Genomic DNA, 20566 nt, shown 5'->3' on the forward strand with positions numbered 1-20566 from the left:
TAGCCCACCCTACGGTGGTGGGTAGGGCGGGGACCGACCCCGCCACCCGGCTTATGCGTATTTCGACTGGATCTCGTCAGAGATGTTCTGCGGAACCGGATCGTAGTGGTCGAACTGCATCGTGAACTGCGCGCGGCCCGAGGACATGGAGCGCAGGTTGTTGATGTAGCCGAACATGTTGGCCAGCGGCACGAAGGCCTGGATCGCCACGGCATTGCCGCGCGGTTCCTGACCCGACACCTGACCGCGACGGGAGGTGAGGTCACCGATGATCGAACCGGTGTACTCTTCCGGGGTCACGACCTCGACCTTCATCATCGGCTCGAGCAGCTTCGCACCGGCCTTGCGCAGACCTTCGCGCATGGCCATCCGCGATGCGATTTCGAAGGCCAGGACCGAGGAGTCCACATCGTGGAACTTACCGTCGATCAGAGCGACCTTGAAGTCGATCACCGGGAAGCCTGCCAGCGGACCGGAGTCCATGACCGACTTGATGCCCTTTTCGACGCCCGGGATGTATTCCTTGGGAACCGAACCGCCGACGATCTTGCTCTCGAACGAGTAGCCTTCGCCCGGCTCTGTGGGGCTGATGACCAGCTTGACCTCGGCGAACTGACCCGAACCACCCGACTGTTTCTTGTGGGTGTAGGTGTGCTCGATCTCGTGACCGATGGTCTCGCGATAGGCCACCTGCGGGGCACCGATGTTGGCTTCCACCTTGAACTCGCGCTTGAGGCGGTCGACCAGAATGTCGAGGTGAAGTTCGCCCATGCCCTTCATGATGGTCTGACCGGACTCGAGGTCGGTCTCGACGCGGAAGGACGGGTCTTCGGCGGCCAGACGGGCCAGACCCTGGGACATCTTCTCCTGGTCGTTCTTGGTCTTCGGCTCGACCGCGATCTCGATCACCGGATCGGGGAAGGTCATGGTTTCGAGCACGACCGGCGAGTTGGCTGCGCAGAGCGTGTCACCGGTGGTGGTCTCCTTGAGACCGGCCAGCGCGATGATGTCGCCTGCGAAGGCCTCTTCGATCTCTTCGCGGTTGTTCGAGTGCATCATCATCATACGACCGATGCGCTCTTTCTTGCCCTTGGTCGAGTTCAGGATCGAGTCACCCTTGTTCATCACGCCGGAGTAGATCCGGGTGAAGGTCAGGGAGCCCACGAACGGGTCGTTCATGATCTTGAACGCGAGGCCCGAGAACGGCTCGCTGTCGTCCGCGTGGCGGGCGATGTTACGCTCTTCGTTCTCGTCGTCCGGCGAGAAGCCCATGTAGGGCGGCACGTCGAGCGGACCCGGCAGGAAGTCGACCACGCCGTTCAGGAGGGGCTGAACGCCCTTGTTCTTGAACGCCGAGCCACCGAGGACCGGAACGAAGGACAGCGACAGGGTGCCCTTGCGGATCAGCTCGCGCAGCTTGTCGATCGACGGCTCTTCGCCTTCGAGATAGGCTTCCATCGCGTCATCGTCCTGCTCGACGGCATTCTCGATGAGGTGCGAACGCCACTCGTTGGCAAGATCCTTGAGCTCGTCACGGATCGGACCGCGCACCCAGGAGGCGCCCAGGTCTTCGCCCTTCCAGACCCACTCTTCCATGGTGACGAGGTCGACAATGCCTTCCAGCTTGTCCTCGGCGCCGATCGGGAAGTTGACCGGAACGGGGGTCGCGCCGGTGCGGTCCTTGATCATCTTCACGCAGTTGAAGAAGTCGGCACCGATCTTGTCCATCTTGTTGACGAACACGATCCGCGGAACCTTGTAACGGTCGGCCTGGCGCCAGACGGTCTCGGTCTGGGGCTCGACGCCGGCGTTACCGTCCAGAAGGCAGATGGCACCGTCGAGAACCGCCAGTGACCGCTCAACCTCGATGGTGAAGTCGACGTGACCGGGGGTGTCGATGATGTTGTAGCGGAACTTGGTGTCCGACGTGCCTTCGGCGGTCGGATCCTCCTGCCACTGCCAGAACGTGGTGGTGGCGGCGGAAGTGATGGTGATCCCGCGTTCCTGCTCCTGCTCCATCCAGTCCATCGTGGCTGCGCCGTCGTGGACTTCGCCGATCTTGTGGGACCGGCCGGTGTAGTAGAGAATGCGTTCCGTCGTCGTCGTCTTGCCCGCATCGATGTGGGCCATGATGCCGAAGTTACGGTAACGCTCCAGCGGATAATCGCGTGCCATGATGGACTGCCTTTCCTGGATTTACCAGCGGTAGTGGCTGAACGCCTTGTTCGCGTCGGCCATCTTGTGGGTGTCTTCGCGCTTCTTCACGGCGGAACCGCGAGATTGCACAGCGTCCAGAAGCTCACCGGCGAGGCGCTCTTCCATGGTGTTCTCGTTGCGCGAACGCGACGCGGTGATGAGCCAGCGGATGGCCAGCGCTTCGCGACGCTCGGGGCGCACTTCGACGGGCACCTGGTAGGTGGCACCGCCAACGCGGCGCGAACGAACCTCGACGGACGGTTTGATGTTGTCGAGCGCTTCGTGGAACACTTCCACGGGCGCGCGCTTCACCTTGCCTTCGACGCGGTCGAGCGCGTTGTAGACGATTTTTTCTGCGACCGACTTCTTACCGTCGACCATCAGGTTGTTCATGAACTTGGTCAGCACGATATCGCCATACTTGGCGTCGGGCAGGACTTCGCGCTTCTCTGCAGCGTGACGACGAGACATTTCCGTATCCTCTTACTTGGGACGCTTCGCGCCGTATTTCGAGCGACGCTGCTTCCGGTCCTTGACACCCTGGGTATCCAGCACACCGCGCAGGATGTGGTAACGCACACCGGGAAGGTCTTTCACCCGGCCGCCACGGATGAGCACAACCGAGTGCTCTTGCAGGTTGTGGCTTTCGCCCGGAATATAGCTGATCACCTCGAAGCCGTTGGTCAGGCGCACCTTGGCCACTTTCCGCATAGCGGAGTTCGGCTTCTTGGGGGTGGTGGTGTAGACGCGAGTGCAGACGCCACGCTTCTGCGGGCATTCCTGCAGGTGCATCGACTTGGAACGTTTGACTTTGGGCTGCCGCGGCTTGCGGATCAGCTGCTGGATCGTGGGCATTTGGGTATCTTCCCCGTGTTTCTCACATATGTGCTGCACGGGGCGTCCCGTGCGGTTCATCATTCAAGGCGCCCTGCGCGTCCGCAGGTCACCGGCGACGCATCTCCCCCGACCCGACAGTCAGAGACGACGCAAAGCACCGCATACGCTCCCGCAAGGGAACGACGCGGTGGGTGTCCAGAGGATCGGGGCCGAGGCCCGGATCGTGACCGCTTCAGTACTGTAGAACGCACCGGACGCACTGATGCCTCCGGCGAATTGAGGCGCGTATAGGGGGAGTCGCGGGCCTTGTCAACATAAGCCGAACCTTGTCAGGTCAAAGCGGCGATGCGAAGCACGTCGGGGCTTGTTTCAGAGGAGCGAGGGCGATGCAAGTGATCGGACTGTGCCGGTTTTCCTATCCGGCCGAGGGTGGTTTCCAGGTCGAGCACGACGACATCGCGGCGCGCGAAGCCTATCTCTACGCCCCTGCCCGCCTCGAGGAGCGCTTCCGCCACTTCGAGGCGATCTGCCTGCCGGGGCTGAAGGCCCAGACCGACCCCGAGTTCACCTTCCTCGTGCTGGTGGGCACCTCCCTGCCCCCTGAGGCCCGCCAGAGGCTCGAGGCGCTGCTTGCCGGGGTCCCGCAGGCCCGGATCGTGGCGCGCCCTCCGAGGCCGCACAGGGCCGTCTGTCAGGAGGTGATCAACGAGGCCCGCGACATGGCCCTGCCCTGCCTGCAGTTCCGCCACGACGACGACGACGCCGTGGCGGTGGACTTCGTCGCCAACCTGCGCGAGGCCGCGCGTGACGTTGCGTCCCTGCGCGCCAAGCACCGGCTCGTGGGCTTCGACTGGAACCGCGGCTACATCGCCCGCCCCGACGCCAAGGGCCTCTGCGCCAAGGAGACGGTGACGCCCTACTGGGGCGTGGCAGAGGCGATGGCGGTGGCCCCCGGTGTGAGGCAGAGCATGATGAACTTCGGGCACAACAAGATCATGCGCTTCATGCCCACGGTGACCTTCACCGACCGGCCGATGTATGTGCGCGGCCACAACGCGCACAACGACTCTCGGCAAAAGTCGCACGTGAAACCTGTCGCCCTGCCCCGGCTCGACCGCGACGGCGAGGCGCTATTCCGCGAGCGCTTTGCCATCGATGCCGATCAGGTGCGCCGGATCTTCGCCTGAGCCAGTGCGCGCCGGCGCAGCTGGCCCTCGCGCCAGAGGTTGAAGCTGCCGGTCGCGACGATGATCGCCGCCCCGATCAGGGTGAGCGGCACCGGCCAGTCTCCGAACACCAGGAACCCGACCGTCAGGGCGATCAGCAGCCCGGTATAGCGGAACGGCGCGACGAAGCTCATCTCCCCCACCCGCATCACGATCACCGACAGGCTGTAGCCCACGATGATGAAGAACGTGCTGCCGGCCAGCAGCAGACCCAGCTGCGGCGTGATCGGGGCCCAGTCCTGCCCGAGCGACATGGTGGAGGCGAAGAGAAACACCGCCACCGAAGAGACCAGCGTCACGGTCAGCGACGGTACCGCCGGAGACATCCGGCGGGTGACCAGATCTCGGAGCGTCACGAAGGCCACCGCGATCAGGGCGTAGACCGAGTAGAGGTTGAACCCCTCGGTACCCGGTCGCACGATCAGCAGCATCCCGACAAACCCCGCCGCAATCGCGACCCAGCGGCGCCAGCCCACCGGCTCGCCGAAGAACACCGCCGAGCCGAGGGTCAGCGTCAGCGGCAGCATCTGCAAAAGCGCCGTCACGTTGGCCAGCGGCATCTGCCGCAGCGCGGTGAGGAAGAAATAGGTCGAGCACACCTCGGCCGTGGCGCGGGTCAGCACCAGCGCCCAGTCGCGCCGTGGCAGGTCGAAGCGGAGCGAATGAAGGCGCCACGCCAGCAGCGCGATGAACAGGCTCGCAAAGAAGCCGCGGATCACCAGCAGCTGCGACAGCGAGATCGCCTCGCCGATCGCCTTCACGCAGGTGTCGCCCAGCGTGAAGGCCGCCATCGAGGCCATCATCAGAAGCGCGCCGCGGGTGTTGTCGGAAAGCTGTGCCATGCCTCGATCGGTAGACCCGTCGCGGCGATCCGCCAAGGATTATCCGTTAGAGCACGTATGATTTTCGCAGACGTGTCGACGCCACCCGCAGAAACGAAAAAGCCCCCGCGCAGGGCGGGGGCTTTTCCTGTTCAGACAGAGGCGCGATTTACTCGCGGCTCTCCGGCGTATCCACGACGATGCTGTCGAACTCCTCGCCGCCAGCGGCGACGTCTTCGTTCGAGAACGCGGCATCCGGGGCTGCGAGGGCCGCGGCGGCTTCCGCCTCGGCCTTCTTGACCTCGATCACCTTGCCGTCGCGGTCGGTCGCGATCTTGCGCACCCGCTGGGTCGCGCCACCGGTGCCCGCCGGGATCAGGCGGCCCACGATGACGTTCTCCTTGAGGCCGACGAGCTTGTCCTTCTTGCCCTGCACCGAGGCTTCGGTGAGGACCCGGGTGGTCTCCTGGAAGGAGGCCGCCGAGATGAACGAGCGGGTCTGGAGCGACGCCTTGGTGATGCCGAGAAGGATCGGTTCGCCCTGAGCCGGACGGCCGCCCTTCTTCTCGATCTTGGCGTTGGCCGCGTCGAACTCGGCCTTGTCCACGTGCTCGCCCTTGAGAAGGGTCGTGTCGCCGCTGTCAGTGATCTCCCACTTCTGCAGCATCTGCCGGACGATGACCTCGACGTGCTTGTCGTTGATCTTCACGCCCTGCAGTCGATACACGTCCTGCACTTCGTCGATCATGTAGTTGGCCAGCGCCTCGATCCCCATGATGGCGAGGATGTCATGCGGCGCCGGGTTGCCGTCCATGATGTAGTCGCCCTTCTGGACATAGTCGCCCTCGACCACGGGAATGTGCTTCCCTTTCGGGATCATGTATTCCTTGGTCTCGAGCGTGTCGTCGACGGGCTCGATCGCGATACGGCGCTTGTTCTTGTAGTCCTTGCCAAAGCGCACGTAACCGTCGATCTCGGCGATGATCGCGTTGTCCTTCGGACGGCGTGCCTCGAAGAGTTCGGCCACACGCGGCAGACCACCGGTGATGTCCTTCGTCTTCGCACCTTCGCGCGGGATCCGCGCCACGACGTCACCGGCCTTGATCTCCTGACCGTCTTCGCAGGACAGGATCGCGTCCACCGACATCGGGTAGGTGATCGGGTTGCCGGCCGCGTTGCGGACGGGCTCGCCGTCGCCATCCATCAAGATGATCTCGGGCTTGAGCTCGTTGCCCTTCGGAGCCGCACGCCAGTCGATCACGATCTTCTGGGTCATGCCGGTGGCTTCGTCGGTCTCGTCGCGCACGGCAAGGCCGTTCACGAGGTCGACATGACGGGCCACACCATCGGCTTCCGCGATGATCGGCAGGGTGTACGGGTCCCACTCGAACAGTTTCGCGCCGCGGGCAATGGTCTCGCCTTCCTTGACGAAGAGCTTGGTGCCGTAGCCCAGCTTGTGGCTGGCGCGCTCGACCCCGTCCTCTCCCTGGATGATGAGCTTCATGTTGCGGCCCATCACCAGCGTCTCGCCGGAGGTGTTCTCCAGCGTCGAGGCGTTTTCGAAGGCGATGATGCCTTCCTGGCTCGCCTCGAGGAAGGACTGCTGACCACCCTGTGCAACGCCGCCGATGTGGAAGGTCCGCATCGTCAGCTGCGTGCCAGGTTCACCGATCGACTGTGCCGCGATGATGCCGACGGCCTCGCCGGTGTTCACCATCGTACCGCGCGCAAGGTCACGGCCGTAGCACATGGCGCAGACGCCCTCTTCGGCCTCACAGGTCAGCGGCGAGCGGATCCGCGCGGTCTGCACCGCCGCATCCTCGATGGCATCCGCCATGCGCTCGTCGATGAGCTGACCTTCGCGGACCAGAACCTCGTCGGTGCCGGGGCGCATGATGTCCTCGGCCGCGACGCGACCCAGAATACGCTCACCGATGCTCGACACGACCTCACCGTCGTTGACCGCCGCTTCCGCGGTGATCGCACGGTCGGTGCCGCAATCGCGCATCCGCACGATGCAGTCCTGCGCCACGTCCACCAGACGACGGGTCAGGTAACCCGAGTTCGCCGTCTTCAGAGCGGTGTCCGACAGACCCTTACGGGCACCGTGGGTCGAGTTGAAGTACTCGAGAACGGTCAGGCCTTCCTTGAAGTTCGAGATGATCGGGGTCTCGATGATGTCGCCGTTCGGCTTCGCCATCAGGCCGCGCATCCCGCCCAGCTGCTTCATCTGCGTGACCGAGCCACGGGCACCGGAGTGCGCCATCATGTAGACCGAGTTGGGTTCCATCTCGGAGCCATCCTCGGCGCGCTTGGCGGCGGAGATGGTGTTCATCATGGCGTCGGTGACCTTGTCGTTACACTTCGACCAGGCGTCCACGACCTTGTTGTACTTTTCGCCCTGAGTGATCAGGCCGTCCATGTACTGCTGTTCGAAGTCCTTCACCTGATCGCGGGTTTCCTCGACCAGTTCCCACTTCGTGTCGGGGATGACCATGTCGTCCTTGCCGAACGAGATGCCAGCCTTGAAGGCCTCCTTGAAGCCCATCGACATGATCTGGTCACAGAAGATGACCGACTCTTTCTGACCGCAGTAGCGGTAGACGGTGTCGATCACGCGCTGGACGTCCTTCTTGCGCAGCAGGCTGTTGACGAGGTCGAACGGAGCCTTGGCGTTCATCGGCAGAAGCGAGCCGAGGCGCACGCGGCCCGGGGTGGTCTCGTAGCGCTTGACGATCTCCTGGCCGGTCTCGTCGATCTGCTTGACGCGGCAGGTGATCTTGGCGTGCAGGTGCACTTCGCCGGCGGTGAGCGCGTGCTCGACCTCTTCGATGTTCGAGAACACCATGCCCTCGCCCTTCATGCCTTCGCGCATGATGGTGAGGTAGTAGATGCCGAGGATCATGTCCTGCGACGGCACGATGATCGGACTGCCGTTTGCAGGCGACAGCACGTTGTTCGTGGACATCATCAGAACGCGCGCCTCAAGCTGCGCTTCCAGCGACAGCGGCACGTGAACGGCCATCTGGTCACCGTCGAAGTCGGCGTTGAAGGCCGAACACACGAGCGGGTGCAGCTGGATCGCCTTGCCCTCGATGAGCTGGGGTTCGAACGCCTGGATGCCAAGACGGTGCAGCGTGGGCGCGCGGTTCAGAAGAACCGGGTGCTCGCGGATGACCTCGTCGAGGATGTCCCAGACCTCGGGGCGTTCCTTCTCGACCAGCTTCTTCGCCTGCTTCACCGTCGAGCTCAGGCCCTTGGCCTCGAGACGAGAGTAGATGAACGGCTTGAACAGCTCGAGCGCCATCTTCTTGGGCAGGCCGCACTGGTGCAGCTTGAGCTCCGGACCGGTCACGATGACCGAACGGCCCGAGAAGTCGACGCGCTTGCCGAGAAGGTTCTGACGGAAGCGGCCCTGCTTGCCCTTGAGCATGTCCGAGAGCGACTTCAGCGGACGCTTGTTGGCGCCGGTGATGACGCGGCCACGACGGCCGTTGTCGAACAGGGCGTCGACGGCTTCCTGCAGCATCCGCTTTTCGTTGCGGACGATGATGTCCGGCGCGCGCAGTTCGATCAGCCGCTTGAGGCGGTTGTTCCGGTTGATCACGCGGCGGTACAGGTCGTTGAGGTCGGAGGTCGCGAAGCGGCCACCGTCCAGCGGCACCAGCGGGCGCAGTTCCGGCGGGATGACCGGGATCACGGTGAGGATCATCCACTCCGGGCGGTTGCCCGACTCGAGGAAGCTCTCAACCACCTTGAGGCGCTTGATGATCTTCTTCGGCTTGAGCTCGCCGGTGGCCTCCTTGAGGTCCGCGCGCAACTGCTCGGCCTCGGCTTCGAGGTCGATCTGGGCCAGCATCTCGCGGATCGCCTCGGCGCCGATATTGGCGGTGAAGGCGTCCATGCCATAGGCGTCCTGCGCATCGAGGAACTCGTCCTCGGTGAGCATCTGGCCGTAGGTCAGGTCGGTGAGGCCCGGTTCGATCACCACGTAGTTCTCGAAGTAGAGCACGCGCTCGAGATCACGCAGTGTCATGTCCAGCATGAGACCGATGCGCGACGGCAGCGACTTCAGGAACCAGATGTGGGCGCAGGGCGCGGCCAGCTCGATGTGGCCCATGCGCTCGCGGCGCACCTTCTGGAGGGTGACCTCGACGCCGCACTTTTCACAGACGACGCCGCGATACTTCATGCGCTTGTACTTGCCGCACAGGCACTCGTAGTCCTTGATCGGGCCGAAGATGCGCGCGCAGAACAGGCCGTCACGCTCGGGCTTGAACGTCCGGTAGTTGATCGTCTCGGGCTTTTTGATCTCACCGTAGGACCACGAGAGGATGCGCTCGGGCGAAGCGAGCGACACTTTGATCTCGTCGAAGACCTTGGGCGGGGTCAGCGGGTTGAACGGGTTGTTCGTCAGTTCCTGGTTCATGTCAAAACCTTTGTGTCATGGCTGCGGCTGGGGACGGCCCAAGATTTTTCGGACGAAAAATCTTGGGCGGAAGAATTTTCGGAGGAAAATTCTTCGTCACTCGTCCTCTTCCGCGTCCAGGAGTTCCATGTTCAGGCCGAGGCCGCGGACTTCCTTCACGAGCACGTTGAAGCTCTCGGGAACGCCCGCCTCGTAGTTGTCCTCGCCCTTGACGATGCTTTCGTAGACCTTGGTCCGGCCCGCCACGTCATCCGACTTCACGGTCAGCATTTCCTGCAGGGTGTAGGCGGCGCCATAGGCTTCCAGAGCCCAGACTTCCATCTCACCGAAGCGCTGGCCACCGAACTGCGCCTTACCACCCAGCGGCTGCTGCGTGACGAGCGAGTACGGCCCGGTCGACCGTGCGTGGATCTTGTCGTCAACAAGGTGGTGCAGCTTCAGCAGGTACTTCACACCCACCGTGACCTTCCGCGCGAACTCCTCACCGGAGCGGCCATCGAACAGGCGCGACTGACCCGAGGTGTCGAACCCGGCGCGCGACAGCGCGTCGTTGACGTCCGCTTCCTTGGCGCCGTCGAAGACCGGGGTCGCGATCGGCACACCACGGGTGACGTTGCCTGCGGCTTCCACCAGCAGATCCTCTTCCATGTCGGCGATGCCCTCTTCGTAGACCTCGTCGCCATAGGCGATGCGCATCGCTTCGCGGACCGGCGTCAGGTCGCCCGAGCGGCGGTAGTCCTGCAGAGCGTCGTCGATCTTGATGCCCAGGCCGCGCGAGGCCCAGCCCATGTGGGTTTCAAGGATCTGACCGACGTTCATGCGCGACGGCACGCCGAGCGGGTTGAGGCAGAAGTCGACCGGGGTGCCATCCTCGAGGAACGGCATGTCCTCCATCGGAACAACGCGGGAAATCACACCCTTGTTGCCGTGACGACCGGCCATCTTGTCGCCCGGCTGCAGCTTGCGCTTCACCGCCACGAACACCTTGACCATCTTCATCACGCCCGGCGGCAGGTCGTCGCCACGACGGACCTTCTCGACCTTGTCCTCGAAACGGGCATCGAGGGCGCGCTTCTGCGCCTCGTACTGCTCGTGCAGGGCCTCGACGATCTGCGCGTCCTGCTCTTCGGCGAGCGCCAGCTGCCACCACTGGCCGCGGCTGAGCGTCTCGAGCAGCTCGGAGGTGATCTCCGAGTTCGGCTTCACGCCTTTCGGGCCCTTGACCGCGGTCTTGCCGAGGATCAGGTCGCCAAGACGGGCATAGATGTTGCGGTCGAGGATGGCGAGCTCGTCGTCCCGGTCACGGGCCAGCTGTTCGACTTCCTCACGCTCGATCTGAAGCGCACGTTCGTCCTTCTCGACGCCGTGACGGTTGAACACCCGCACTTCCACGACGGTGCCGTAGTCGCCCGGCTTCACCCGCAGCGAGGTGTCGCGCACGTCCGAGGCCTTTTCGCCGAAGATGGCGCGCAGAAGCTTTTCTTCCGGCGTCATCGGGCTCTCGCCCTTCGGAGTGATCTTGCCCACGAGAATATCGCCCGGCTCCACGTCGGCGCCGATGTAGACGATGCCAGCCTCGTCGAGGTTGCGCAGCGCTTCTTCACCGACGTTCGGGATGTCGCGGGTGATCTCTTCCGGCCCGAGCTTGGTGTCACGGGCAGCGACTTCGAATTCCTCGATGTGGATCGAGGTGAAGACGTCGTCACGCGCGATGCGCTCAGAGATCAGGATCGAGTCCTCGTAGTTGTAGCCGTTCCACGGCATGAAGGCGACGATGACGTTCTTGCCGAGCGCCAGTTCCCCCATATCCGTCGACGGGCCATCCGCCACGACCTCGCCCTTGGCGACCTTGTCACCCACCTTCACCAGCGGACGCTGGTTGATGCAGGTGTTCTGGTTCGAGCGCTGGAACTTGCGCATCCGGTAGATGTCGACCCCGGCATCGCCAAGCTCGAGATCCTCGGTTGCGCGGATCACGATCCGCTGCGCGTCCACCTGGTCGACGATGCCGGCGCGGTGCGCCTGAATGGCAGCGCCGGAGTCGATGGCGACCTTGCCCTCGATGCCGGTGCCCACGAGCGGCGCTTCCGAGCGCAGGGTCGGCACGGCCTGACGTTGCATGTTCGCACCCATCAGGGCGCGGTTGGCGTCGTCGTTCTCGAGGAACGGGATCAGCGAGGCACCGACCGAGACCAGCTGCTTCGGCGAGACGTCGATCAGGTCGACGCTTTCCGCCGGCGCGAGCGTGTAGTCACCGGACTGACGGGTGTTGACCATCTCGTTGATGAACTGGCCGTTGTCGTCGATGTTGGCGTTCGCCTGTGCAACCGTGTGGCGCATCTCTTCGGTGGCGGACATGTAGTGGACCTCGTCGGTCACCTGCTTGTCCTTCACCACCCGGTACGGGGTTTCGATGAAGCCATACTTGTTGACGCGGGCGAAGGTGGCCAGCGAGTTGATCAGACCGATGTTCGGGCCTTCCGGCGTCTCGATCGGGCACATCCGGCCATAGTGGGTCGGGTGCACGTCGCGCACCTCGAAGCCGGCACGCTCGCGGGTCAGACCGCCCGGCCCGAGCGCCGAGAGACGACGCTTGTGCGTCACTTCGGAGAGCGGGTTGGTCTGGTCCATGAACTGCGACAGCTGCGACGAACCGAAGAACTCGCGCACCGCGGCCGCGGCCGGCTTGGCGTTGATCAGGTCCTGCGGCATGACGGTGTCGATCTCGACCGACGACATGCGCTCCTTGATGGCGCGCTCCATGCGCAGCAGACCGACGCGGTACTGGTTCTCCATCAGTTCGCCGACGGAGCGGACACGGCGGTTGCCGAGGTGGTCGATGTCGTCGACCTCGCCCTTGCCGTCACGCAGCTCGACCAGCGCCTTGATGCACTTGACGATGTCGTCGCGGTCCAGCGTGCGCTGGGTGTCGGGCTTCTCGAGCGCCAGACGCATGTTCATCTTCACGCGGCCCACGGCCGAGAGGTCGTAGCGCTCGCTGTCGAAGAACAGGGTGTCGAACAGGGCCGAGGCGGCCTCGACGGTGGGCGGCTCGCCCGGGCGCATGACGCGGTAGATGTCCATGAGCGCGCTGTTGCGGTCCATGTTCTTGTCCTGCGCCATGGTGTTCCGCATGTACGGACCCACGGTGACGTTGTCGATGTCGAGAACCGGGATCTCGGTGATGCCCGCGTCCATCAGCTCCTTGAGGGTGCCGCCGGTCACGTCGCCGTCCTTGTCGACGGTCCAGGTCAGCTCGTCGCCGGCCTCGACGTAGATCGCGCCGGTTTCCTCGTTGATGATGTCCTTGGAGACGTACTTGCCGACGATCTGGTCGAACGGCAGCAGCAGGTTCTGCACGTTGCCTTCGTCGATCAGTTTCTTCACCGCGCGCGGGGTAACCTTCTTGGTCGCCTCGGCGATGATCTCGCCACTGTCGGCATCCACGAGGTCATAGGTCGGGCGGGTGCCGCGCACACGCTCGGGGAAGAACTTGGTCACCCAGCCTTCGCCGCGGCGCAGGTTGTAGGTGACGGTCTTGTAGTAAGCGTCCATGATCGCTTCCTGATCCAGCCCGAGGGCGTAGAGCAGGGTCGTGACCGGCAGCTTGCGGCGGCGGTCGATGCGCGCGAACACGATGTCCTTGGCGTCGAATTCGAAATCGAGCCACGAGCCGCGGTAGGGGATGATGCGGCAGGCGAAGAGCAGCTTGCCCGAGCTGTGCGTCTTGCCCTTGTCATGGTCGAAGAACACGCCCGGCGAACGGTGCATCTGAGACACGATCACGCGCTCGGTGCCGTTCACGATGAACGTGCCGTTCGGCGTCATGAGCGGCATGTCGCCCATGAACACGTCCTGTTCCTTGATGTCCTTCACCGACTTGGCGCCGGTGTCTTCGTCGATATCGAACACGATCAGGCGCAGGGTGACCTTCAGCGGGGCGCTGTAGGTCATGTCGCGCTGCATGCACTCCTCGACGTCGTATTTCGGCTTCTCCAGCTCGTAGCTGACGAACTCGAGAACCGCGGTCTCGTTGAAGTCCTTGATCGGGAAGACCGACTGGAACACGCCTTTGATCCCCTCGCCGTCGGTCGGCTGGGGTTGATCACCGGACTTTAGAAAGAGTTCGTAGGAGCTTTTCTGAACCTCGATGAGGTTCGGCATCTCCAGAACCTCACGAATCTTACCAAAATATTTGCGAAGACGTTTCTGGCCAAGGAAACTTTGCGCCATGAGGTTTGTCACCTTTTCAGCTTCTCACCGGTCGCGCGCGCTGTCGGGCACCAGCGGCACGTCCATCCGAGACGACGGTTCTGATCCATTCCTGGCCCCTGTCCCACCAAGGGCCTCCCGATCGGTGAACTCGTCTGAGAAAAGCCCCTCCCCCGCACGCCGGCAAGGGGCCTCTCTGAGACGGGTTCGGCTGGGCCCGGGAAACCCCGGACCCAGCCTGAAGTCATAATCACATGAAGTGCGAGCGCACCATGCGTGATTACTTGAGCTCGATTTCGGCGCCTGCTTCTTCGAGCTTCTTCTTGATTTCCTCGGCTTCGTCCTTGGAAACGCCTTCTTTGACAGCCTTGCCGCCGGCTTCCACCAGCTCTTTGGCTTCTTTCAGGCCGAGACCGGTGATGCCGCGGACTTCCTTGATCACGTTGATCTTCTTGTCGCCAGCCGACTTGAGGATCACGTCGAACTCGGTCTTTTCCTCTTCTGCAGCAGCTTCGCCGCCGGCAGCCGGACCAGCCATCATGACAGCGCCGCCAGCTGCGGGCTCGATGCCGTACTCGTCTTTGAGGATGGTTTTCAGTTCTTGTGCTTCGAGCAGGGTCAGACCGACGATTTGCTCTGCAAGTGCTTTAAGATCAGCCATTTTGCCTTTTCCGTATCTTTAGATGTGTTCCAACGTGCGGGTCTGCAACCCCACGAGTGTCCTTTGACTGCGCGTTACGCCGCCTCGGCCTTTTCCTCGATGGAGGAAAGGATCGAAGCGATGTTCGAAGCAGGTGCGCCAATGGCGCCGGCGATGTTCGAAGCGGGTGCGCCGATACAGCCGACGATGGAAGCAATAAGCTCATCGCGCGACGGCATTTTCGACACGGCCTCAACACCGGCCCGGTCCAGAGCCGTACCACCCATCGCACCGCCAAGAATCTCAAGCTTCTTGTTGTCCTTGGCGAAGTCCTCGATCACCTTGGCTGCCGCCACGGGATCTTCGGAATAGGTGAGAACGGTCATGCCTTCCAGGAAGGAGGAGATGCTCTCGCATTCCTTGCCCTGGAGGGCGATCTTGGCGAGCCTGTTCTTGGCGACGCGGACCTGCGTTTCAGCCGCGCTTGCGCGCGCCCGAAGATCCGTCATCTCGGCAACCGTGAGACCCTCGTAGCGGGATACCACCACGACGCCAGAGCTTTCGAAGATCTGGCCGAGTTCGTCGACCACTTTCTCTTTCTGGGCTCTATCCACAGTTTCACTCCAGTTGATGGAGGGGAGACCCCTCCGGCTCGTTCAAGCCAGGTTTCCCTGGCCAAGAAGGTCCGATTCGGGTCGTGCATCGCGTCGCCGGAACACTCGAAGATCCGGTTCGTATGTCTCTTCCCGTCTCAGGCAGGATTTATAGGATGCCTCCAACCCACCGTCTCGGACGAAATCGAGGGCGTCCACGAATCGCGCGGATGCCCTCAACAGCGGCTGAATACCGGTTTTGCCCGACCCTGCCAAGGGGCACGGCGAAAAAGGTTCCGTCACGCTCGCGTGACGCCGAGGTCGGCTCCGTGCTGAACGCTGCTTAGTCGCGACTTTAGGCGGCTAAGGCCGAAAAACGCCAGGCCGGTTCGGTTATCCCGGCCCTCGCATCGCAGCGAGAGTTCGTCGAGTTTCGAACCCGCGGCGCACACCCATTTCGGTGGGGTGCGCGAGCGCTGTTGCCAACGGTCTCCCGCCCCCTGCCCTACAGACGCAGAGAGCACGCATGACCGTTATCGACCAAACACCCCCTACGAAAGCCACCGTCATCCTCGCGCAGGTGTTCATCTCCTGCCTGATGGCCTTCCTGATGTCCGGGATTTTCACTGCGATCCCGACGGCACTGGCTCCCGGCTGGGTCGGTATCTGGCTGTCCCGCTTTGCGACCGCGTGGCCGATCGCCTTCGTTCTGTCGATGGCCGTGGGGCCGGTGTCGTTCTGGCTGGCCCGCCGAACCCAGCACCTTCTCGCGATGGCACGGGGCTAGCGCCACCAATCGGCGCACGGGGCGCGCAAGCGCCGCCGCAAACGAAAAAGGGCGGACCCGAAGGCCCGCCCTTTCCGATCAGATCAATCCGAAGATCACTCGGCGCTGGCGGCGTTCGCCACGTCGACGGTGACGCCCGGGCCCATGGTGGAGCTGAGCGAGATCTTCTTCATGTAGGTGCCCTTGGCGCCGGTCGGCTTGGCCTTGGCAACCGCGCTCACGAAGGCACGGATGTTCTCGACCAGCTTGGCCTCGTCGAAGGAGGCTTTGCCGACGCCGGCGTGGACCACACCGCCCTTTTCAGCGCGGAACTGGACCTGACCGCCCTTGGCGTCCTTGACGGCCTGGGCGACATCCATGGTCACGGTGCCGACCTTGGGATTCGGCATCAGGTTGCGCGGGCCGAGGATCTTGCCGAGACGGCCGACGATCGGCATCATGTCCGGGGTCGCGATGCAGCGATCGAACTCGATGGTGCCGCCCTGGATGGTTTCCATCAGGTCTTCGGCGCCAACGATGTCTGCACCGGCGGCTTGGGCTTCTTCAGCCTTGGGGCCGCGAGCGAACACGGCGACGCGCATGGTCTTGCCGGTGCCGTTCGGCAGGCCGATCACGCCACGGACCATCTGGTCTGCGTGACGGGTGTCGACGCCGAGGTTCATCGCGATCTCGACGGTCTCGTCGAACTTCGCGCTGGCAGCGGACTTGATCAGGGAGACGGCCTCTTCGACGGTCACGTCTTCCTTGCCTGCAAAGGCCTCACGGGCGGAGCGGGTGCGTTTTCCGAGCTTTGCCATCTTACTTCACCTCGATGCCCATGGACTTGGCGGAGCCAAGGATGATCTGCATTGCCGCTTCGACGTCGTTCGCGCTGAGGTCCTTCATCTTGGCCTCGGCGATCTCGCGCACCTGCTTGGTGGTGACGGTCGCAACGGTCTCGCGGCCCGGATTCTCGGCACCACGCGGACGGTTCCGCTTGCCGACCGGCTTCAGGCCAGCCGCCTTCTTCAGGTAGTAAGACGCGGGCGGCGTCTTGATGTCCATGGTGAAGGACTTGTCCTGATAGTAGGTGATCACGGTCGGGCACGGCGCGCCGGGCTCCATTTCCTGCGTCTTGGCGTTGAACGCCTTGCAGAATTCCATGATGTTGATGCCACGCTGACCGAGGGCGGGGCCCACGGGCGGCGACGGGTTCGCTTTGCCTGCAGGGATCTGCAGCTTCATGACGCCGGCAAGCTTCTTGGCCATTGTCTTTCTCCTTTACAACACCCCTCGAACGCGTCCTCGGGGCTTTTGCGTTGCGTGGTCTGGTCCGGTCATCGCGATGACCTCGCCTTCCACGGTGAAACGGCATCTCTGCCGCGTGCGGCGGGCGGACCCGCCGGCAACCCTCAGCCCTGCTTGGAGACCTGAGTGAATTCCAGCTCGACCGGGGTTTCCCGGCCGAAGATCGACACCGCGACGCGCAGGCGCTGGTTGTCGTCGTCGACGCTCTCGATCATGCCATCGAAGCCCTCGAACGGGCCGTCGTTGACCTTGACCTTCTCGCCCACCTCGAAATGGATGAGCGTGCGCGGCGCCTCGTCGCTTTCCTGAACGCGGCCCAGGATCGCCTCGACCTCGGCATCGCGCATCGGCATCGGGCGGCCCTGCGGACCAAGGAAGCCGGTGACGCGGTTGATCGAGTTCACCAGGTGATAGCCCTGGTCCGACATCTCCATGTGCACCAGCACGTAGCCGGGCATGAAGCGCCGCTCGGTGGTCACCTTCTTGCCGCGACGCACCTCGATGACTTCCTCGGTCGGAACGAGGACCTCGTCGATCTGGTCCTCGAGCCCCTGCTCTTCGACAGACTGACGGATCTGCTCCGCGATCTTCTTCTCGAAGTTCGACAGAACACTGACCGAATACCACCGCTTCGCCATAGGGCCCCTCTTCCAACCTTGCGCCGGTCATCTCTGCCGGCAGTCCTTCGCGTCCACGCGACCGTGTCTTGCTCGGAGCGTTTGCGCCCCGGAACGGCCTCGCCCCAAACAAAAACCGGCGTGCAACTCGAATCGCTGCACGCCCGCCTGAGGAAAGTGTCCCGTCCCCTACCGCCCTGCCCGGCCGAATTCAAGGCCCGGCGGTCGGTTTCGCCCCGGTCTCAGCCGAAGAACGACAGAAGGCCCTGCAGCCCGCTGCGGATCAGGATGTCGACGAGCGCGAAGAAGCTCGCGGTCAGCGCCGCCATGATGAAGACGGTGACGGTGGTGAGCAGCACCTCGCGGCGGGTCGGCCAGACGATCTTGGCGACCTCGGCCCGGGTCTGCTGAATGAACTGAATGGGGTTGGCCATCGAGGGAAGCTTTCCGTTTGCGTGCGGTTTTCGCGCATATACGAGGCTCGGCGCCTGCTGGCAAGGGCTGGGCCGGCTGGCCTCCAGCTCACCGAAGGCTCGCGGACGATCACGGAGTGCCACCGCGGCCTCACGAAAAGCTGAAAATATCACCCAGATACTGACGCAACCAAGCAGCCGCCCGCGCGTTCGCGCGCGCGTTGGCTGGCTTCGCGCCCCGCCAGAGGATCGGGATATTATTTTTTGGGTCAGCGGGGGTCAGGAACCAATCCGTCTCGGCAGAGGTTGACCAGCCACAATCGCAGGGCACCACGCTCTGCACCCCAAGAGTTTAGCAAGTCTCAAGACCCGAAAGGATCGTATCATGAAACGTCTTCTTACCGCCACCGCCCTCGCAGCCACCATGGCCACCTCCGCGTTCGCCGCGTCCGAGGCCGAGCAGGCAGCCATCACCACCTACTACCCGGACGCCAACTTTGCGACCCTCTCCGATGATCAGGTCGCAGAGATGTTCGCTATCGCCAACAGCGGTGAATCGGACCAGAAAAAGCGCGATGACATCGAAGCCGTCGCGATGATGGACAACCCGAGCGACGACACCGCCGACGTCACCGAGATGGACCTGACCGCCTACGTTCCGGCATGGCGCCTCGCCGAAATGACCGAGGAAGAGAAGCAGAACGTCGTCGCCCTCGTGAACCGCAACGACGACCCCGAGAGCGTGCGCGTGCAGCTCCTGAAGGACATGGAATCGGCCGCTCCGAACCTGACCCCGGCTGAGCTTCAGGCCGTGCAGGAAGTCGTGCCCGAGGCTGATCTCACCGTGCTGACCACCGAGCAGGTCAATCAGGTTCGCGCCGCGATCTACGGTTCCGACGACGACGCCGAGATGCGCACCAAGATCGAAGACGCTCTGTAATTCGATTGCATCGACAGAAGAGGGCCGCGCAGCTTGCGCGGCCCTTTTTCGTGCGCGGTCGGTCACGCGGCGCCTGACGGATTCGGGTGAGGCGGTGACCGGAGGATGCCCACGGCAGCGCTCCGCGAGCTACGGCGAACCCGTGCGCCTCACACCGGAACAACCACCGATAATCGCACCTCGGATCGCGGATCTGAGTCGCCCGCTTTGCAACCAGCGGAGACGGGACCGGCACGATCACAGCACACGATTACGCTGCGCGCATTCGGCAAAGATCTAGAATGTCGGGAAGTGGCAGGGGCAGCAGGGTTCGAACCCGCGACCTACGGTTTTGGAGACCGTCGCTCTACCAGCTGAGCTATACCCCTAAGGCCGGTGCCCCGTTTACGAGAGGCTCTGCGGCTTTGCAAGCGGGAAAAACACTTCAGATCCACCGCATCCTGCGAAGCACCGCAAGTTGCAGACCGGCCACGATCACAAGCGCCCCACTGAAGATCCAGAACGCCATCGGCTCGTTGGTTCCGGGCAACCCCGCCACGTTGATTCCGAACAACCCGGTGAGGAATCCAAGCGGCAGGAACACTGCCGAGAGAATCGACAGAAGGTACATGTTCCGGTTCAACCGCTCCGACGCCTGACCGTTCAGCTCGTCGCGCACCAGCGCCATGCGCTCGCGCATCGCGTCGGCGTCTTCCACCACCCGCTCCAGAGCGTCGAGCTCTTCCGCCAGGTGGCGCTGATCGTCGGCCTCGAGCCATGCGGGCTGGCCGATCTGCAGCGCGCGCAGCGCGTCGCGCTGCGGCTGCAGGTAGCGGCGCAGGATGATGGCCTCCCGACGCAGTTCCACCAGGGTGGCGCGCACCTCCGGCCCGGCCTCGTCGAGCACCGACTCCTCGAGATCATCGGCCAGATCGTCGATGCTGTTCCAATGCCGCTCGATCCGCTGGGTCAGCCGCTCGACCAAGCTCACGAGGAACTCGGCGCAGTCGCAGGGGCCGCGCCCATGCTCCAGCTCCGTCGCGATTTCCTCGATCGCACGGACCTTGCGGCGGGCGAGGCTCACGATGCGGTAGGGGTCGATCCACATCCGCACAGACACCATGTCCTCGGGCTCCTGCCCCTCGATGGTGTTGATGCCGCGCAGGATGACGATCATCCCGTCGCCGACGCGGGTCACCCTCGGACGCGTCTCCTCGGCCACCAGCGCGTCGATGATGGTGGGGTCGAGATAGGACAGGTTCTCGACGATCCAGGACGGGGTGTCAGGATGCTGGGCGCGCAGATGGACCCAACCAAGCTCGTCGCTGCGCAGGACTTCCGACACCTCGGCCGCCGTGAGGTTCTGACTGTGGCGTGCGCCAGCCAGCACGAAGGCGGACTGGATGACATCATCGGTGCGGGGGACAAGCTCGTTCATGGCAGGAAAATTAGCCTCTCGCAGGCTGCCGGCAAGACGACATTGCACGCTTCACCTCTGAATCCGCCTATGTGCACATATTCACACTGGGTATTGCATCACACGCCGCCAGCGCATTTCAGCGCATCGCTCACGCGACACTCCTGCCGAG

The 20566-nt window shown here is 63.5% G+C and carries 16 protein-coding genes and 1 tRNA gene; 3 read left to right on the forward strand and 14 right to left on the reverse strand.

What is annotated here, in order from left to right; all coding sequences use genetic code 11:
- Positions 1–51: 51 nt before the first annotated feature.
- Genes fusA through rpsL form a run of 3 tightly spaced genes read right to left on the reverse strand, consistent with a single transcriptional unit; the run spans position 52 to position 3051 of the window.
- Positions 52–2175, reverse strand: a complete 2124-nt coding sequence (gene fusA / locus LCM15_RS08605; RefSeq protein ID WP_224855410.1) for an elongation factor G — start codon at positions 2173–2175, stop codon at positions 52–54.
- A gap of 21 nt (positions 2176–2196) precedes the next feature.
- On the reverse strand, positions 2197–2667 hold the full coding sequence (gene rpsG / locus LCM15_RS08610) for a 30S ribosomal protein S7 (protein ID WP_007792799.1): 471 nt from the start codon (positions 2665–2667) through the stop codon (positions 2197–2199).
- Positions 2668–2679: 12 nt separating this feature from the next.
- Positions 2680–3051: a 30S ribosomal protein S12 gene (gene rpsL / locus LCM15_RS08615; protein ID WP_007118826.1), complete on the reverse strand. Its 372-nt coding sequence runs from the start codon at positions 3049–3051 to the stop codon at positions 2680–2682.
- A 368-nt stretch (positions 3052–3419) separates the two neighbouring features.
- Between rpsL and LCM15_RS08620 the strand changes: the two genes are divergently transcribed.
- The gene (locus tag LCM15_RS08620; RefSeq protein ID WP_224855412.1) at positions 3420–4220 is read left to right on the forward strand and encodes a glycosyltransferase; all 801 of its coding nucleotides are present in this window, start codon (positions 3420–3422) and stop codon (positions 4218–4220) included.
- Here LCM15_RS08620 and LCM15_RS08625 read toward each other — a convergent pair.
- From LCM15_RS08625 to rplJ, 5 genes are all read right to left on the reverse strand, one after another.
- Positions 4196–5101, reverse strand: coding sequence for a DMT family transporter (locus LCM15_RS08625; protein WP_224855414.1), 906 nt, complete (start codon positions 5099–5101; stop codon positions 4196–4198). The genes LCM15_RS08620 and LCM15_RS08625 overlap by 25 nt on opposite strands.
- 148 nt (positions 5102–5249) lie before the next feature.
- On the reverse strand, positions 5250–9509 hold the full coding sequence (gene rpoC / locus LCM15_RS08630) for a DNA-directed RNA polymerase subunit beta' (RefSeq protein WP_224855416.1): 4260 nt from the start codon (positions 9507–9509) through the stop codon (positions 5250–5252).
- A 96-nt stretch (positions 9510–9605) separates the two neighbouring features.
- The gene (gene rpoB, locus LCM15_RS08635; protein ID WP_224855418.1) at positions 9606–13742 is read right to left on the reverse strand and encodes a DNA-directed RNA polymerase subunit beta; all 4137 of its coding nucleotides are present in this window, start codon (positions 13740–13742) and stop codon (positions 9606–9608) included.
- 259 nt (positions 13743–14001) lie between these two features.
- Positions 14002–14382, reverse strand: coding sequence for a 50S ribosomal protein L7/L12 (rplL, locus tag LCM15_RS08640; RefSeq protein ID WP_076696776.1), 381 nt, complete (start codon positions 14380–14382; stop codon positions 14002–14004).
- Positions 14383–14456: 74 nt separating this feature from the next.
- A complete protein-coding gene (rplJ, locus tag LCM15_RS08645) occupies positions 14457–14975 on the reverse strand; it encodes a 50S ribosomal protein L10 (protein WP_224855420.1) in 519 nt (172 codons plus the stop codon).
- Positions 14976–15480: 505 nt separating this feature from the next.
- Here rplJ and LCM15_RS08650 point away from each other — a divergent pair.
- Positions 15481–15741 carry a DUF2798 domain-containing protein gene (locus tag LCM15_RS08650; RefSeq protein ID WP_224855422.1) on the forward strand — a complete coding sequence of 87 codons (261 nt, stop codon included), beginning with the start codon at positions 15481–15483 and terminating at the stop codon, positions 15739–15741.
- Positions 15742–15836: 95 nt separating this feature from the next.
- Here the strand turns inward: LCM15_RS08650 and rplA are convergent, their stop codons facing one another.
- The 4 genes from rplA to secE all read right to left on the reverse strand — a co-directional run bounded on the left by rplA (position 15837) and on the right by secE (position 18079).
- Positions 15837–16538: a 50S ribosomal protein L1 gene (rplA, locus tag LCM15_RS08655; RefSeq protein WP_224855424.1), complete on the reverse strand. Its 702-nt coding sequence runs from the start codon at positions 16536–16538 to the stop codon at positions 15837–15839.
- Between the two features lies 1 nt (position 16539).
- Positions 16540–16989 (reverse strand): 50S ribosomal protein L11, encoded by a 450-nt coding sequence (gene rplK / locus LCM15_RS08660; RefSeq protein ID WP_007792844.1) that lies wholly within the window; start codon positions 16987–16989, stop codon positions 16540–16542.
- A gap of 143 nt (positions 16990–17132) precedes the next feature.
- Positions 17133–17666, reverse strand: coding sequence for a transcription termination/antitermination protein NusG (gene nusG, locus LCM15_RS08665; protein WP_224855427.1), 534 nt, complete (start codon positions 17664–17666; stop codon positions 17133–17135).
- 221 nt (positions 17667–17887) lie between these two features.
- On the reverse strand, positions 17888–18079 hold the full coding sequence (gene secE, locus LCM15_RS08670; RefSeq protein ID WP_222601867.1) for a preprotein translocase subunit SecE: 192 nt from the start codon (positions 18077–18079) through the stop codon (positions 17888–17890).
- 364 nt (positions 18080–18443) lie between these two features.
- On the opposite strand from secE, the gene LCM15_RS08675 reads away from it, so the two are divergent.
- Positions 18444–18998 (forward strand): hypothetical protein, encoded by a 555-nt coding sequence (locus LCM15_RS08675; protein WP_224855428.1) that lies wholly within the window; start codon positions 18444–18446, stop codon positions 18996–18998.
- 292 nt (positions 18999–19290) lie between these two features.
- Here the strand turns inward: LCM15_RS08675 and LCM15_RS08680 are convergent.
- Positions 19291–19366: transfer RNA gene (locus LCM15_RS08680), tRNA-Trp, on the reverse strand.
- Between the two features lie 56 nt (positions 19367–19422).
- A complete protein-coding gene (locus LCM15_RS08685) occupies positions 19423–20415 on the reverse strand; it encodes a zinc transporter ZntB (RefSeq protein WP_224855430.1) in 993 nt (330 codons plus the stop codon).
- Positions 20416–20566 lie beyond the last annotated feature (151 nt).

Source organism: Salipiger bermudensis, from assembly GCF_020171625.1.
In the GTDB taxonomy this organism is placed as follows: Bacteria; Pseudomonadota; Alphaproteobacteria; order Rhodobacterales; family Rhodobacteraceae; genus Salipiger; species Salipiger bermudensis_B.